Raw genomic sequence first — 13,474 nt, forward strand, 5'->3', positions numbered from 1 at the left:
CGGGGGAGAAATCCGGTCGCTCCTTTCCGGGCCGGAGTTCTGCGGAACGCATCCGTTCACGGGCCCCGTTTTCCCTGCACGGAAGTTCTTCCACACGGATCTGCCGCACGACCTTCTGCACGGACTTCTGTACGGACTTTCCGTACGGACCTTCTTCACAGCCCGGTGCACGGCTCTTCCGCACCGCACGGTTTCTCTGCTTCTCTGCACAGTGGTTTCTGCACACAGTGGTTCTTGCCACAGCGGTTTGTCCGGCCCATCTGCACGGTGACCTTGGGGGGGAGCGAGCGGGCATGGCGATCGAAGGTGTCGAAAGAAGATCAGTGGCCCACATCTTCAATGCGGCGGTGGCGGCCTCGGCGATCAGTGCGGCGTGGGAACTGGGTGCCCTGGACGAGCTGAAGTCCCGGGGAGCGCTCGACGTGCCGGCGTTCGCCGGCGAGCACGGGCTCGACGTGACGGCGACGACGGGCCTCTTCCGCGCCCTGGCCGCGGTGGACATCGTCGAGCGGGTCGACGACAAGGTCACCCCGGCGCGCAACTTCGACGAGGCGTACCGCACGCGCTCGTTCTTCCACTGGCTCTCCCGGGGCTGCGGCGACCTCTTCCGCCGCATGCCGGAGCTGCTTCCCGAGCGGAACCGCACCGGCGACTTCTACCAGCGCGACAGCGCCGCGATCGCCCTGGCCTGCCGGGAGATCAGCTCGTTCTGCTACGACCCCTGGTTCGACGAGGCGCTCGCCGGGCTCGACTTCGCACCGGGCGTGGTGGCGGACCTGGGCTGCGGCAGCGGCGAACGCCTGTTACAGGTGTTACGCCGCCACCCCGGCGCCCGCGGCGTCGGCATCGACATCGCCGCGCCCACCCTGGAGGTCGCCGCCGCCGCCGCGGACGGTGCGGGCCTCGCCGACCGGGTCTCCTTCGTCCGGGCGGATGTCCGGGAGATGCCGGCGCGCGACGACTTCGCCGAGGTGGAGCTGCTGACCTGCTTCATGATGGGCCACGACTTCTGGCCCAGGCCCCGCTGCGTGCAGACGCTCCAGCGGCTGCGCACCCTCTTCCCCGGCACCCGGCGGTTCCTGCTGGGCGACGCCACCCGCACGGTGGGCGTCGCCGACCGCGACCTGCCCGTCTTCACTCTGGGGTTCGAGGTCGCCCATGACCTGATGGGCACCTTCATCCCGCAGGCCGCCGACTGGGAGTCGGTCTTCGCCGAAGGCGGCTGGCGCCTGCGCAGGAAGCACGCGATCGACATCGCGGTCGGAGAAGTGATCTACGAGCTCGAACAGCTCTGATCCGTCGCACGCCGACCGAAGGGATGACCGTGCCCCCGCCCGCCGCGCCCCGGCTGCACCACATCGCCGTGCAGACCGCCGACCTGGCCAACTGCGTCGCCTGGTACCGCGAGTACTTCGGCTGCCGGCCGACCTGGTCGACCGACGTCTTCTCGCCGCTGACCCGCAGCAGGCTCCCCGGCATCGTCGCGATGGCCGAACTGGAGGCGGACGGGGTGCGGTTCCACGTCTTCGAGTACGACGACGGAGCGGACGGGCCGGACGGCCTGGGCGGCTCCGCCGGCGCGGCGCCGCCCGTCGGCCCCCGCTTCCAACACGTCTGCCTCGTCGCGTCCACCTCCGCCGAGCTGCGCGCCCGCCGTCGACGCTGGTGGGACGTCTTCGACTCGGGCCGCTTCACCTTCGCCCGCAGCGAGGGCCCCACGGACGTCGTCGTCGACGACGACGGCGTCGAGAGCTTCTACTTCTACGACGTCAACGGCCTTGAGTTCGAGTTCACCCACGTCCCGGAAGGAGTGCGGTGAAGACCTCGTCAGCACAGGCCGCCCTGGGCTTCTCCGACCGGCCCGGCTGGGACTTCGGCGACTACCCGTACGCGCTGGAACCCCTCGCGCTCCCCGCGCCGCCCCGCCCCGTCACCCTCACCGCCGGCGCCCTGCCCAGCGACGCGGAGGAGGCCGTCACCCGCTTCCTCGACGAGGCCCGCCACGGATTCGGCACCACGGACCCCGTGGACGCCGACTCGCTGGAGCAGCTGTTCTGGTTCCGCTGGATGATCGGGCACCACGTCTCCTTCGTCATCTGGCGGCTGCTCGCCGACGCCCTCGACGACGTCACCAGCGGCACCGGCGACCAGGACGCGGCTGCCGTGCGGCTGACCGAGTACGTCCGGGCGTACTGCGGCATGCTCCTCTACACCGGCTCCAGCACCCGGACCGTGTACCAGCGCACGATCCGCCCCAGCATGTACCGCCAGCACAGCAAGTTCAGCGGCACCTGGGCCCCGGACTACCCGGCCGTACGGAGCCTGTTCCGGGGCCGCAGACCGCCGCCGGTCGTCCCCGCCCGGGCGCCCGCGCTGCTGCGGGAGATCGCGCTGACCAACCAGATCCACCTGGGGGTGGCCTCCAAGCTGGTGGAGCGGGGCCGCTCGCTGCTGCAACACGCCGTCCTGGAGGGCGACATCGGCAGCCACCGCACCTGGGGAGCCGTCTTCGACTGCTACTTCCTCACGCTGCGCGCACCGGTGACCCCGCTGGAGGTGACGGCGCAACTGCTGCGCCGGCACAAGGCGATCGCCATCGACCTGGCCACCAACGGCCTCTATCCCGACGTCGGCGAGCCGGCGGACCCGGTGCCGCACGAGCTGTGCGACCCCGCGGTGGCGCAGTGCGAGCAGGACCTCGTCGCCGCGCTCGTGCGCACGGCGGCGCTCGCCGCCGGGCGCGCACCGGTCCCGGGCACCGCGGGGCGGGCGCGGTGAGGCGTCTGCGCCACGGCGTGGTGCTGCTGCCCGAGCACCGCTGGGAGACGGCCCGGCAGCACTGGGTGCGCGCCGAGGAACTCGGCTTCGACCACGCCTGGACGTACGACCACCTCATGTGGCGCTGGCTGCGGGACCGTCCCTGGTTCGGCGCGGTCCCCACGCTGGCCGCGGCTGCCGCGGCCACCACCCGCATCACCCTGGGCACGTTGGTCGCCACCCCCGCCTACCGCCACCCGGTCCCCTTCGCCAAGGAGATCGTGACCCTGGACGACATCGCCGGGGGCCGGTTGGTGTGCGGCCTGGGCGCCGGCGCCGGCGGCCACGACGAGGAGGTGCTCGGTACGCGCCCGCCGACGCCGGCCGAACGGGCCGACCGCTTCGCCGAGTTCGTCCACCTCACCGATCTGCTGCTGACGCAGCCCACCACCAGCTTCTCGGGCACGTACTTCAACTGCCGCGACGCGGCCCTGAACGCCGGCTTCGTCCAGCGGCCCCGGGTGCCGCTGGCCGTCGCCGCCACCGGCCCGCGCGGTCTGCCGCTGGCCGCCCGGCACGCGGACGTCTGGATCACCGCGGGCCGGCCCGGGTGGGGGGAACCCCTGCCCTACGAAGAAGCCCTGCCCCAACTCGCCCGGCAGGTCGACGCCGTGGAAGCGGCCTGCGCCGCGGTCGGACGGGACCCCGCAACGCTGCGCCGCCTGGTCGTGACGGGCGCGATGATCAGCGGGGTGTCCGCGTCGGCGGACGCCTACGTCGACGCCTGCGGACGGTTCGCCGAACTCGGCTTCACCGACGTCGTGCTGCACTGGCCGCGCCCCGACTTCCCCTACCAGGGGCGGCCGGAGGTCCTCGAAGAGATCGCCGGCGCCGTGCTGAAGCCGGAGGGCCGCGGGTGATCCCGTACGAGATCGTCCACATGTTCACCAGCCGCCCCTTCGCGGGCAGCGCGCTCGCGGTCGTCCCGGACGCAGCGGGGCTGGGCGAGGCGACCATGGCGGTGCTCGCCGCCGAGTTCCACACCGCCGAGACCGCGTTCGTCCTGCCGGCCGCCGATGCGCAGGAGGACTACCGCGTACGGGTGTTCCAGCCCGGCGGCGAGTCCCCGTACGGCAGCCACAGCGCGGTGGGCACCGCGGCGACCCTGGTGCGGCTCGGACTGCTGCCGGCTGGGGACGCGGTCCAGGGGTGCGGCAGCGGACGCCAGACGCTGTCCGCCACCGCCACGGGCGCCACCCTCGTCAGCCGCGGCACGGTCACGACGCGCGCCCTCGACCCTCGGCCGCTGCTGGCCGTCGCCGGCCTCGGCAGGCGCGACGGAGCCGACGAACCGGCGCTCGCCACGGGCTTCGGCGCGGGCTTCGCCCTGTTGCCCGTACGGGACGGGGCGCTCGCCCGGGCCCGCGCCGACGTCCCGCGGATGGCGGTCGACGGCCTCGGCGCGCTCTGCGTCTTCGCCTGGGACCCGGGGAGCCGGACCGTGCGGGCCCGGCTGTTCGCCCCCGGCTTCGGCATCCCCGAGGACCCGGCGTGCGCGCCGGTCGCCACCGCGCTGGGCCTGTGGCTGACCGCGACCGGGCGGCTGCCGGCGCACGACGGCACCCATGCGTACACGGTCCACCAGGGTGTCGAAACGCCCCGGGACGCCCTGCTGGGGTGCACGATCACCCTGGTGGACGGCCGCCCCGTCGAGGGCAGCGCGACCGGCGACGTGACACCGGTCGCCGCCGGGACCGTCGCCGTCCCGCCCCCACCGCCCGTCTGACCACCGTCCGGGAGGACCCTTCGTGCTGCACCGCCCCGAACTCCACGGCACCCGCGGCGCCGTCGCCGCCACGCACTGGCTGGCCTCCGCGACCGGGATGGCGATGCTCGACCGCGGCGGCAACGCCTTCGACGCGGCCGTCGCCTCCGCGCTGGTGTGCCAGGTCGTCGAGCCCCATCTGAACGGGCCGGCCGGGGACGTGCCGATCCTGGTGTACGAGGCGGCGAGCGGGCGGACGCGGGTCATCTGCGGCCAGGGCCCCATGCCGCGGGCCGCCACCCCCGCGGCGTTCCGCCGGCTCGACCTGGCCGCCGTCCCCGGCTCGGGGCTGCTGGCGGCCTGTGTGCCCGGTGCGTTCGGCGCCTGGATGCGCGTGCTGCGGGACTACGGTCGGCTGCGCGTCGAGGACGTCCTGGAGCCCGCGATCGGGTACGCCGCCGACGGGTACCCGCTGCTGCCGAAGGCCGCCGCCATGATCGAGACGATGGCTCCGCTCTTCCGCGACGAGTGGGCCGAGTCCGGGCGCACGTTCCTGGTCGACGGGAAGGCGCCCGCGCCCGGGGCGCGGATGCGCAACCCGGCGCTGGCCGCGGTGTTCCAGCGCATCCTCGCCGAGGCCAAGGCCGCCACCGCCGACCGCGCGGGCCAGGCGGACGCCGCGACCGCCGCTTTCTACGAAGGCTTCGTCGCCGAGGCGATCGACCGCTTCGTCACCACCACGGAGGCGATCGACTCCACCGGCCGGCGCCACCGCGGGCTGCTCACCGGCGCCGACCTGGCGTCCTGGCGGCCCGGCAGCGAGCCCACGCTCACCGTCGACTACCGCGGCCACCAGGTCCACAAGGCGGGCCCCTGGTCGCAAGGCCCGGTGTTCCTCCAGCAACTGGCCCTGCTGGAGGGCTTCGACCTCGGTGCGACGGAGTACGGGAGCGCGGACCACCTGCACACGGTGGTGGAGTCCGCGAAGCTCGCCTTTGCCGACCGGGAGGCGTGGTACGGGGACCCGGACCACGCCGACGTGCCCGTACGGGACCTCCTGGACCCCTCCTACGCGGCGGCCCGCCGGGCGCTGATCAGTCCCCGCGCCGCGGACGAGCTGCGGCCCGGCTGGCCCGGTGGCCGCAAGCCGTGGATCCCGCCGGTCCGGGACCTCGCGCCCGTGCCGCACGAGCCGGACTGGCTCGCCCAACTCGGCGACGGCATCCCCGCGGTGCTGCGGCGCACCGCGGCCAAGGGCGACACCACCTGCGTCAGCGCCACCGACCGGGACGGCAACATGATCGTCGCCACCCCCAGCGGCGGCTGGTTGAAGAGTTCCCCCGTGGTGCCCGGGCTGGGCTTCCCGCTGGGCACCCGGGGGCAGATGGCGTGGTTGGAGGAGGGGCACCCCAACACCCTCGCACCGGGCAAGCGGCCCCGTACGACGCTCAGTCCGACGCTGGTGCTGCGCGACGGCCGGCCGCTGCTGGCCTTCGGCACGCCCGGCGGGGACCAGCAGGACCAGTGGACGCTGAACTTCTTCGTGCACCACGTCGACTTCGGGATGGGCCTCCAGGCCGCGGTGGAGGCACGGACCTTCCACACCGACCACGTGCCGACCTCCTTCACCCCGCGCCGCGCGGACCCGCTGACCCTGGTGGTGGAGGAGGGCTTCGCACCCGGGACGCTGGCGGAGCTGCGACGGCGCGGGCACCAGCCGAAGGAGGTGGCGCCCCTGTCGCTGGGCAAGGTCTGCGCGACCGGGGTGGACGCGCACGGCGGCGTGGTGGCCGCGGCGAGTCCGCGCGGGGAGCAGGCGTACGCCGTGGTGCGCTAAGGGCTGCCCCGTCATTCGTCTGCGGGTGCAGGCAGAGGAGTTCGGGGGCGCGGGGAACTGCGCGACAAGCCCACCGCCGGGCCGCAGACGCCATCACCGCACATGCGTCACGGCGCCACCGCGCCTGCTCGGCAACGGCGCTGCGGGACTCTCCGGTCAGGTCCGAGGGACATCCTTTCGGCCGCCCGTCACGACGTGACCTTCGCGGCGGAGTCAGCGGCGTCCGGCGCAGTCGTGGACGTCATGGCCTCCTGAGCCGGGGTGCGATACGCCCGCAGCGGTTTGTTGACCGCGGCCACCACGGCGACGGCGAGCGCGGCGGACAGCCCGCCGGTCACCAGGGCGAAGGGGGCGGAGGTGACCGACGCCAGCAGACCGCCGCGGAAGTTGCCGAGTTCGGGGCCCGCGACGCCGATGACGTGTTCCACCGAGGAGACCCTCCCCCGGTAGGCGTCAGGGGTCTCCAACTGGACCAGGGCACCGCGGGTGATCACCGACACGGTGTCCGCGGCACCGGCGACGGAGAGGCAGCCGAGCGTCAGCCACAGCGGGTCGGCGAGGCCGAAGCCGGCCAGCGCCAGGCCCCAGACGCCGGCCGCGGTCAGTTGGACCGGGCCGGCGCGGCGCCAGCGCGTGACCGTGCCGGAGAACAGGCCGGCCGTGATGCCGCCGACCGCGACGGCCGTCAGGAACAGACCGAGGGTCTGCGGATCGCCGCCGAAGCGGACCTCGTTGACGAGGGGGAAGAGCGCGATCGGCATGGCGAGCAGGGTCGCGGCGAGATCGGTGGCCAGCGCCCCCCACAGCGCCGGCTGGGCGAAGAGGACCCGCCAGCCGCCGCGTTCCGGGCGCCGCCGGCCGCGCCCGGAGTCGGGGGCGCCGGTGCCTTCCGGGCGCATGACCGGCAGCCGGAGCAGCGCGAGCACCGCGATCGCGACGGCCGCGGCCTGTGCGGCGTAGGCGACGGAGAAGCCCCACTGCGCGATGATCACTCCGGCCAGTGCCGGGCCGACGAGCATGGCCGCCTGGAAGGAGACGTTCGCCAGCGCGATCCCGGAGGCGACCTGGTCGGCCGGCAGCAGCCGGACGGGGAAGGTGCGCCGGGCGGGCGCGCCGAGCGCGCTGCACGCGCTGCCGAGGGCGACGAGGGCGAACAACAGCAGGACGTTGCGGTTGTCCGCGGCGGCCTGGGCGCAGAGCCCGGCCGCGACCAGCAGTTGGCCGCCGGTGGTCGCCCGTACCACCGCACGGCGGTCGACGGAGTCGGCCAACGCGCCGCCGACCAACCCGAACAGCACCATCGGCAGGCCGACCGCGAGCCCGATCGCGCCGGTGCCCACCGGGCTGCCGGTCAGCTCCCAGACCTGGGCCAGCACGGCGACGGTGGTGATCTGCCCGCCGAGCTGCGAGGCCGAGGTGCCGATCCACAGGTCACGGTAGGGGCGGCTCTCCCGCAGCGGACGGACGTCGAGGAACCGTATCCGCCGCCTCACTGCGGCTCTTCGAGGTGGTCGAGGATCCGCTGCTGCATGGGCCGGCGCTCCAGTGCGCTCCGCAGCTCTTCGACGACCGCGGTCAGCGCGTGCGGGATCTCGGCGTCCAGTTCGGCGACGGTCGCGTGGGTGGCCCGCCATTCGGCTTCCAGGAACGGCACGAGCGCCCGGCCGCGCTCGGTCAGGTCGATCACGCGCGTACGGGCGTCACCCGGCCCGGGTTCGGAGGTGACCAGCCCCTCCTTGCGCATCGCGGCGACGGTCTGGCTGACCGCGGAGTGCGAACGGTCCAGGGAGTCGGCGAGTGCGCGGATGGTCAGCGGCCCGGTGTGCGCGAGCCGGATGAGCGGATAGGCGAACCGCGGTCGCACCCCTTCGATGCCGCGGGCGAGGTAGATCTGCTCGATCTCGGCGTCGAGGTCGGCGAGGAGGCGGTGCAGGGCCTGCCAGGGGTCGGGCAGTGTGGTGGGATCGAAAGATGTCACAGCGCTAATATAACAGCGCTACGGCATCTCTCCGGGCGCGTCGCCGCGCCGACGGGCTTCCGGTACCTGGCCTGCCGAACGGCGCCGCCCCCTTCGCGGGCGCGGTCACGCCGTGACGCGTGCGCCGTGATGGCGCCTGCGGCCCGGTGGGGGGGGCTTGTCGCGCAGTTCCCCGCGCCCCTGAACCCCCTGCCCCAGCCGGCAGTCGAGTGGGGGTAGCGATACAGGCAGCACTTTCGGAAGAGTAGGGTGATGGGCCCGTTCGTCGCTCTGGGGGCGTGACCAAGGGGGTTGGGTGGAAGCGGAGTTGATGGCGCTCGCGGCAGCAGGCGCGACGGCGCTCGTACAGCAGATGGTGGCGGATTCGTGGGTGCAGGCCCGCGATCGCCTGGTGTCGTTCTTCTCGCGCGGCGGCGCCGAGGGGGACGAAGAAGGGCACGCGGGGGACGCAGGGAGCGCGGCGGACGCGAACGTGATCGAGGGCGAGTTGGAGACCGCGCGCGGAGCGCTCTCCCTCGCAGCGCAGACCGGTGACGAGCGCGCCGCGGTGAACGTCGAGACGCAGTGGCGCGAGCGGCTGCGGCGCGCGCTGGAGGCCGATCCGACCGCCGCCGCCGAACTGCGCACGGTGCTCGCCGAGTTCGCGCCCGAACCGGCCCGCCCGCCGGGCCAGGAGGTGCGCAACACCATCAGCGGGGGCGTCCAGCACGGGCCGGTGGTGCAGGTGGCCGGCGACCTGGGGTCGCTGACCTTCGGGGCGCCTCCCGCCCCGCGGCGGGACTGACCTGCGCGGGGTGCCGGGCAGGAGCGCTCCCGCCCGGCACCCCGGCACGCTTCTCCTACGGACCGCAGCAAGCGTCCCGCCGCATCAACCGCCCCACCTCCCGCCAGTGCTCGTCGTCCTCGTCCGCGCCGCGGCGCGCCTCCGCCCAGGAGGCGACCAGGTCCGGGACGGTGTACGGGGTGCCACCGCGGACCACCGCGACCGTGCGCACCAGCGAGTCGAAGTCCGTGAACGGATCGCCGTCCACCACGGTCAGGTCGGCGACCTTGCCCCGCTGCACGGTGCCCAGGTCCGCTTCGGCGCCCAGCATGCGGGCGGGCAGCACCGTGACGGTGCGCAGGGCCTGTGCCGCGGAGAGCCCTCCCCGGTGCAGGGCCCGCAGCCCCAGGTGCAGGGCGAGGCCGACCAGGGTGAGCGGGGCGTCCGTGCCGAGGGCGACCAGTCCGCCGTCGGCGAGCACCTGCCGGTAGACGCCGATCTCCCGGTCGAGTGCGGCGAGTTGGGCGTCCGTCGGCGCGGTGGCCGCCGCCTTCCGCGCCGTCGCGACGTCCCAGGGCGGCATGACCGCGGTCACCCGGGGGTCGTCGACGAGCGCCGGATCGGCCCCCAGCAGCGGCGTGGCGGTGAAGGGCGTGGCGACGAGCGAGAGGCGCCCGCCGCGTCCGCCGTAGATCGAGAACACGTCGTCGTAGGCGCGCCCGGTCGCGGTCACCGCGCGTCCCACCTCGCCGCGTTGGGTGGCCTGGAGATGCGTGGTCAGGTCGTGCCCGAGCTGGATCCCGGGGCTGAGCAGATGGCTCCCGGTCCGCACCCCGAGCCGTTCCCGGGCGAAGCGCGCCGCCTCCTCCATGATCCAGCCCGGGGCCCGTACGTAGGTCTTCACGAGGTCCCAGTCGAGCGCGGCGCCGCGCTCCAGGGTCCGGCGCAGCGCCTCGGGGGTGCGGTGGGCGCGGCCCATGCTGTAGGCGACCCGTGATCCGTCGAGGAGTTCACCGGTGGTCAGCAGCCGTGGGCCGGCCAGTTGCCCGGACGCCACGGCCTCCCGCAGCCGCGCCTGTTCGTGGGCGACGCCGCCGAAGGAGACCGCGGTGGTGATGCCGTACGCGAGTTGGGCCGCGCCCTGCCGTGCGCCGTAGCTCGTCCAGGGGTGGGTGTGGGCGTCCCACAGCCCGGGCAGCACGGTCCGCCCGGAGGCGTCGATGCGGTCCAGTCCGGTGCGGCGGCCGGCCCGGTGCGGTTCGACGGCGGCGACGCGCCCGTTCCGTACGAGCACGTCGACGTCCTCCCGCACGGTGTCGCCGGTGCCGTCCCACAGCTGCCCGGCGTGGACGACCGTGTCGGTCAGGGCGGCCCGGCGCCGGTCGAGCGGCAGGCGCACGGTCCGCGCGGCGCGCCCGTCGACGCCGATCAGCCGCAGCCGGGTGCCCGACAGGTAGAGCAGGGTGGTGGAGTCCCCCGACCAGGACGGGTTGTCGGCGGGTTCGGTGGTCAGGGTGCGCAGCGGGCCGCGCGGGGTGCCGTCGGGCGTCACCGGCAGCAGGGCGAGCGCGGATTCGACGACGACGGCCATCCACCGCCCGTCGGGGGACCAGACGGGACCGGAGTCGTACCGGTCGGAGACGGAGGTGTGGGGCGCGACGGCGTGCAGCCGGTGCGTGCCGTCCGCGGTGTCGACCACCCGGATGAGGTTGTAGCCCTCGCGGAAGCGGAGGTTCAGTCGGTTGCGGTCGCAGAACGCGACGTGCCGTCCGTCGGGGGACCAACTGGGCCGACCGGGCAGCCCGCCGCCGCTCAGGGGGTCGGCGACGACGCGTTCGGTGCCGGTCGACAGGTCCCGCACCAGCAGTCGACCGGTGGTGTCGAGACAGGCGAGGCGCGTCCCGTCGGGCGAGAGCGCGGGGAAGAGCCGGCCGCCGGTGGCGAGCGCGCGTTCGGCGCCGGTGGCCAGGGAGCGCTGGTAGATCCCGAGGAGTCCGTCGCGGTCGTCGGCGTAGAGCAGGGAGCGTCCGTCGCGCGCCCACACCGGCCCCAGGAGGTAGCGGCCGGCGGGCGACTGGCGCAGCTTCGCCGGCGGGCCGCCGGAGGTGCGGCCGAGCCAGAGCGCGCCCAGCGCGGCGAAGGCGATCTGCCGGCCGTCGGGCGAGAGCGCCGGCAGGTGGATCCCGCGCACCGGACGGGCCCGCGCCCCGCCCAGGTCGTACGACTTGGGCCGGTACGCGGGTCGTTCGACGGGCAGCACGCCCGCGAAGGGGACGGTCCGCGGGCGCTCGGGTTCCGTCGGCCGTACGAGGGTGAACTGGCCGTCCACGGTGAGCAGCAGCTCCCCGGCGGTCGTCCAGCGCGGGGGTACGGGGGCGATGTCCCCGGCGACGGCGACCGGCCGGCCGTCGACGACGAGGGTGCACGAGCCCGCGGGCTGCGGGGTGGTGCGCAGATAGGCGAGGCGCGGGCCTTCGGCGCCGCGGCCCGGGGCGAGCGTCGGGGCGACGATCTGCGCGGCCGTCGTCTCGGTGCGTTCGACGGTGACGGGGCCGGCCGCGTCGGCGGGGACCGAGGCGACGGTGCGCGCGTCCAGGCTCACGCCGGTGGCCGTGGTGGTGCCCCGGGCGCGGACGAACCAGATCCGTCGCCCGTCCGGCGACCAGGTGGGGTCGAAGTCCTCCCAGGCGCCCCCTTGATGGGGCCCGTCCTGGTCGGGCAGCCCGGTGAGCCGGGTGACCTTTCCGCTGCGCAGGTCCAGGACGTGGATGCGGTACGGGCTGCCGGTGACCGGGTCCCCGCCGCGCTCGGACGCGAAGGCGATCCGGGTTCCGTCGGGTGACCAGGCCGGGCCCCGGTCGTCGAAGGGCCCGTCGGTGCGGCGGGTCAGCTCCGATCCGTCGGTCCGTACGGTCCACAGGTGGAAGCCGCCGTCCCGGTAGGCGGCGAAGGCGACCGACCGGCCGTCCGGGGAGTGCACCGGACGGTTGGGCTCCAGGCCGGCCGGGGTCAGGGAGACGGCCTTGCCGCCGCCGGGCGGCACCGACCACAGGACGCTCTGCACTTCGGCGATCAGCCCTCCCCCGGTGGGCGACGGGCTCGCGGAGCCGTTGGTGGCGGCGGTGAGCACCAGGTGCCGGGCCTCGGCCCGGACTTCGGCGGCGCTGGCGGGGGCGGGGACGGTCGCGGCGGCGAGCGCGGCGCCGACGGTGCCCGCGCCGGCGAGCAGCCGGCGGCGGGACAGGGCACTGCCGCCGGTATCGTGGTCCATGCGCATGGTCACTCTCCTCGTCAGGGGCGAGCCTGGTCAGGGGTGAACCTGGTCAGGGTGGAGCGCTCCCGGGCCGGCGGGCGTCACCGCGGCCCGGACCCGAGACAGCATGGCTCTTCCCCTGCGGCCACAGCAGCACCGCAGACGGGTCATTCACCCACAGTTCACAGATCCCCGGTGATGCGTCGGCTGCCGCTCACGGTGCGCCGTCGAGCGCCTTGCGGCGCAGTTCGCGGCAGGTGGCGGTGAGGATGCGGGAGACGTGGACCTGGGAGAGCCCGAACTCGGCGGCGATGCCCGCCTGCGTCATGTCGTGGAAGAAGCGCAGGTAGAGGATGCGCTGTTCGCGTTCGGGGAGACGGGCGATGAGGTGTCTGACGGCTTCCCGGTCGACGACGGTCTCCAGGCCGGGGTCGGGTGCGCCGAGGGTGTCGGCGAGGGCCGACGCGCCGTCGGGGGCCGTGCCCAGCGGGGCGTCCAGGGAGAGCGCGGTGTGGGAGTGCAGCGCCCGCAGCCCTTCCCGTACGTCGCCCTCGTCCAACTCCGCGTGGTGCGCGATGTCGGCGGGGGCCGGCTCGCGGCCGGTGGCGCTCAGCTCCTGGTGGGCGATGCGGACGCGGTTGCGCACTTCCTGGACGCGGCGCGGGACGTGCAGCGCCCAGGAGTGGTCGCGGAAGTGGCGGCGCACCTCGCCGGTGATGGTGGGCACGGCGAAGCTCTCGAAGGCGCTGCCCCGGCTCGGGTCGTAGCGGTCGACGGCCTTCACCAGGGCGAGCGCCGCGACCTGGCGCAGGTCGTCCATCGGCTCGCCCTTGCTGCGGTAGCGGGCGGCGATGCGGTGCGCCATCGGCAGCCACGCCTTCGTCACCTCCTCCCGGACCCGGTCGCGCTCGCGCCCCCGTGGGAGGACGGCGAGTCGGCGGAAGGCGGTGGTGGTGTCGGGGGCGTCGTCGTGCGGACGGGTACGCCGTGCGGCACGGGGGGCGAGCGTGCTCATGAGACCTGCTCCAACGAGTCGGTGTCACGGTGCTGGCCCGCGGGGCGCCGGTGGTCGGACGCGGGTGACCGCGCCCACCGGCCGTGCGGACCGGCTGCGTCCGGCC

Annotated in this window: 11 protein-coding genes; 7 read left to right on the plus strand and 4 right to left on the minus strand. The window is 74.6% G+C overall.

Going from position 1 to position 13,474, the window contains the following annotated elements:
• The first annotated feature begins 293 nt into the window (after positions 1 to 293).
• The 6 genes from AB0E05_RS14420 to AB0E05_RS14445 are packed head-to-tail and all read left to right on the plus strand — an operon-like array spanning position 294 to position 6,359.
• The gene (locus AB0E05_RS14420; RefSeq protein ID WP_361962962.1) at positions 294 to 1,295 is read left to right on the plus strand and encodes a class I SAM-dependent methyltransferase; all 1,002 of its coding nucleotides are present in this window, start codon (positions 294 to 296) and stop codon (positions 1,293 to 1,295) included.
• A 29-nt stretch (positions 1,296 to 1,324) separates the two neighbouring features.
• Positions 1,325 to 1,819 carry a VOC family protein gene (locus tag AB0E05_RS14425; RefSeq protein WP_361962964.1) on the plus strand — a complete coding sequence of 165 codons (495 nt, stop codon included), beginning with the start codon at positions 1,325 to 1,327 and terminating at the stop codon, positions 1,817 to 1,819.
• Positions 1,816 to 2,778 (plus strand): hypothetical protein, encoded by a 963-nt coding sequence (locus AB0E05_RS14430; protein WP_361962966.1) that lies wholly within the window; start codon positions 1,816 to 1,818, stop codon positions 2,776 to 2,778. The genes AB0E05_RS14425 and AB0E05_RS14430 overlap by 4 nt, the downstream gene beginning before the upstream one ends.
• Positions 2,775 to 3,677 carry an LLM class flavin-dependent oxidoreductase gene (locus tag AB0E05_RS14435; RefSeq protein WP_361962968.1) on the plus strand — a complete coding sequence of 301 codons (903 nt, stop codon included), beginning with the start codon at positions 2,775 to 2,777 and terminating at the stop codon, positions 3,675 to 3,677. Before AB0E05_RS14430 ends, AB0E05_RS14435 begins: the two co-directional genes overlap by 4 nt.
• Positions 3,674 to 4,543: a PhzF family phenazine biosynthesis isomerase gene (locus tag AB0E05_RS14440; RefSeq protein WP_361962970.1), complete on the plus strand. Its 870-nt coding sequence runs from the start codon at positions 3,674 to 3,676 to the stop codon at positions 4,541 to 4,543. The genes AB0E05_RS14435 and AB0E05_RS14440 overlap by 4 nt, the downstream gene beginning before the upstream one ends.
• 22 nt (positions 4,544 to 4,565) lie before the next feature.
• Positions 4,566 to 6,359 (plus strand): gamma-glutamyltransferase family protein, encoded by a 1,794-nt coding sequence (locus tag AB0E05_RS14445; protein WP_361962972.1) that lies wholly within the window; start codon positions 4,566 to 4,568, stop codon positions 6,357 to 6,359.
• 188 nt (positions 6,360 to 6,547) lie between these two features.
• Here AB0E05_RS14445 and AB0E05_RS14450 read toward each other — a convergent pair whose 3' ends face one another.
• On the minus strand, positions 6,548 to 7,852 hold the full coding sequence (locus AB0E05_RS14450) for an MFS transporter (RefSeq protein WP_361962974.1): 1,305 nt from the start codon (positions 7,850 to 7,852) through the stop codon (positions 6,548 to 6,550).
• Positions 7,849 to 8,337 carry a MarR family transcriptional regulator gene (locus tag AB0E05_RS14455; RefSeq protein ID WP_361962976.1) on the minus strand — a complete coding sequence of 163 codons (489 nt, stop codon included), beginning with the start codon at positions 8,335 to 8,337 and terminating at the stop codon, positions 7,849 to 7,851. The genes AB0E05_RS14450 and AB0E05_RS14455 overlap by 4 nt, the downstream gene beginning before the upstream one ends.
• A 295-nt stretch (positions 8,338 to 8,632) precedes the next feature.
• Here AB0E05_RS14455 and AB0E05_RS14460 point away from each other — a divergent pair, with 295 nt between their 5' ends.
• Complete coding sequence (locus AB0E05_RS14460; RefSeq protein WP_361962978.1) at positions 8,633 to 9,121, plus strand: hypothetical protein; 489 nt, start codon at positions 8,633 to 8,635, stop codon at positions 9,119 to 9,121.
• Between the two features lie 55 nt (positions 9,122 to 9,176).
• On the opposite strand, the gene AB0E05_RS14465 is transcribed toward AB0E05_RS14460, so the two are convergent.
• Positions 9,177 to 12,371 (minus strand): amidohydrolase family protein, encoded by a 3,195-nt coding sequence (locus AB0E05_RS14465; protein ID WP_361962980.1) that lies wholly within the window; start codon positions 12,369 to 12,371, stop codon positions 9,177 to 9,179.
• A 196-nt stretch (positions 12,372 to 12,567) separates the two neighbouring features.
• A complete protein-coding gene (locus tag AB0E05_RS14470) occupies positions 12,568 to 13,368 on the minus strand; it encodes a SigB/SigF/SigG family RNA polymerase sigma factor (RefSeq protein WP_361962982.1) in 801 nt (266 codons plus the stop codon).
• Between the last annotated feature and the right edge of the window lie 106 nt (positions 13,369 to 13,474).

Source organism: Streptomyces sp. NPDC048057, from assembly GCF_040653095.1.
In the GTDB taxonomy this organism is placed as follows: Bacteria; Actinomycetota; Actinomycetes; order Streptomycetales; family Streptomycetaceae; genus Streptomyces.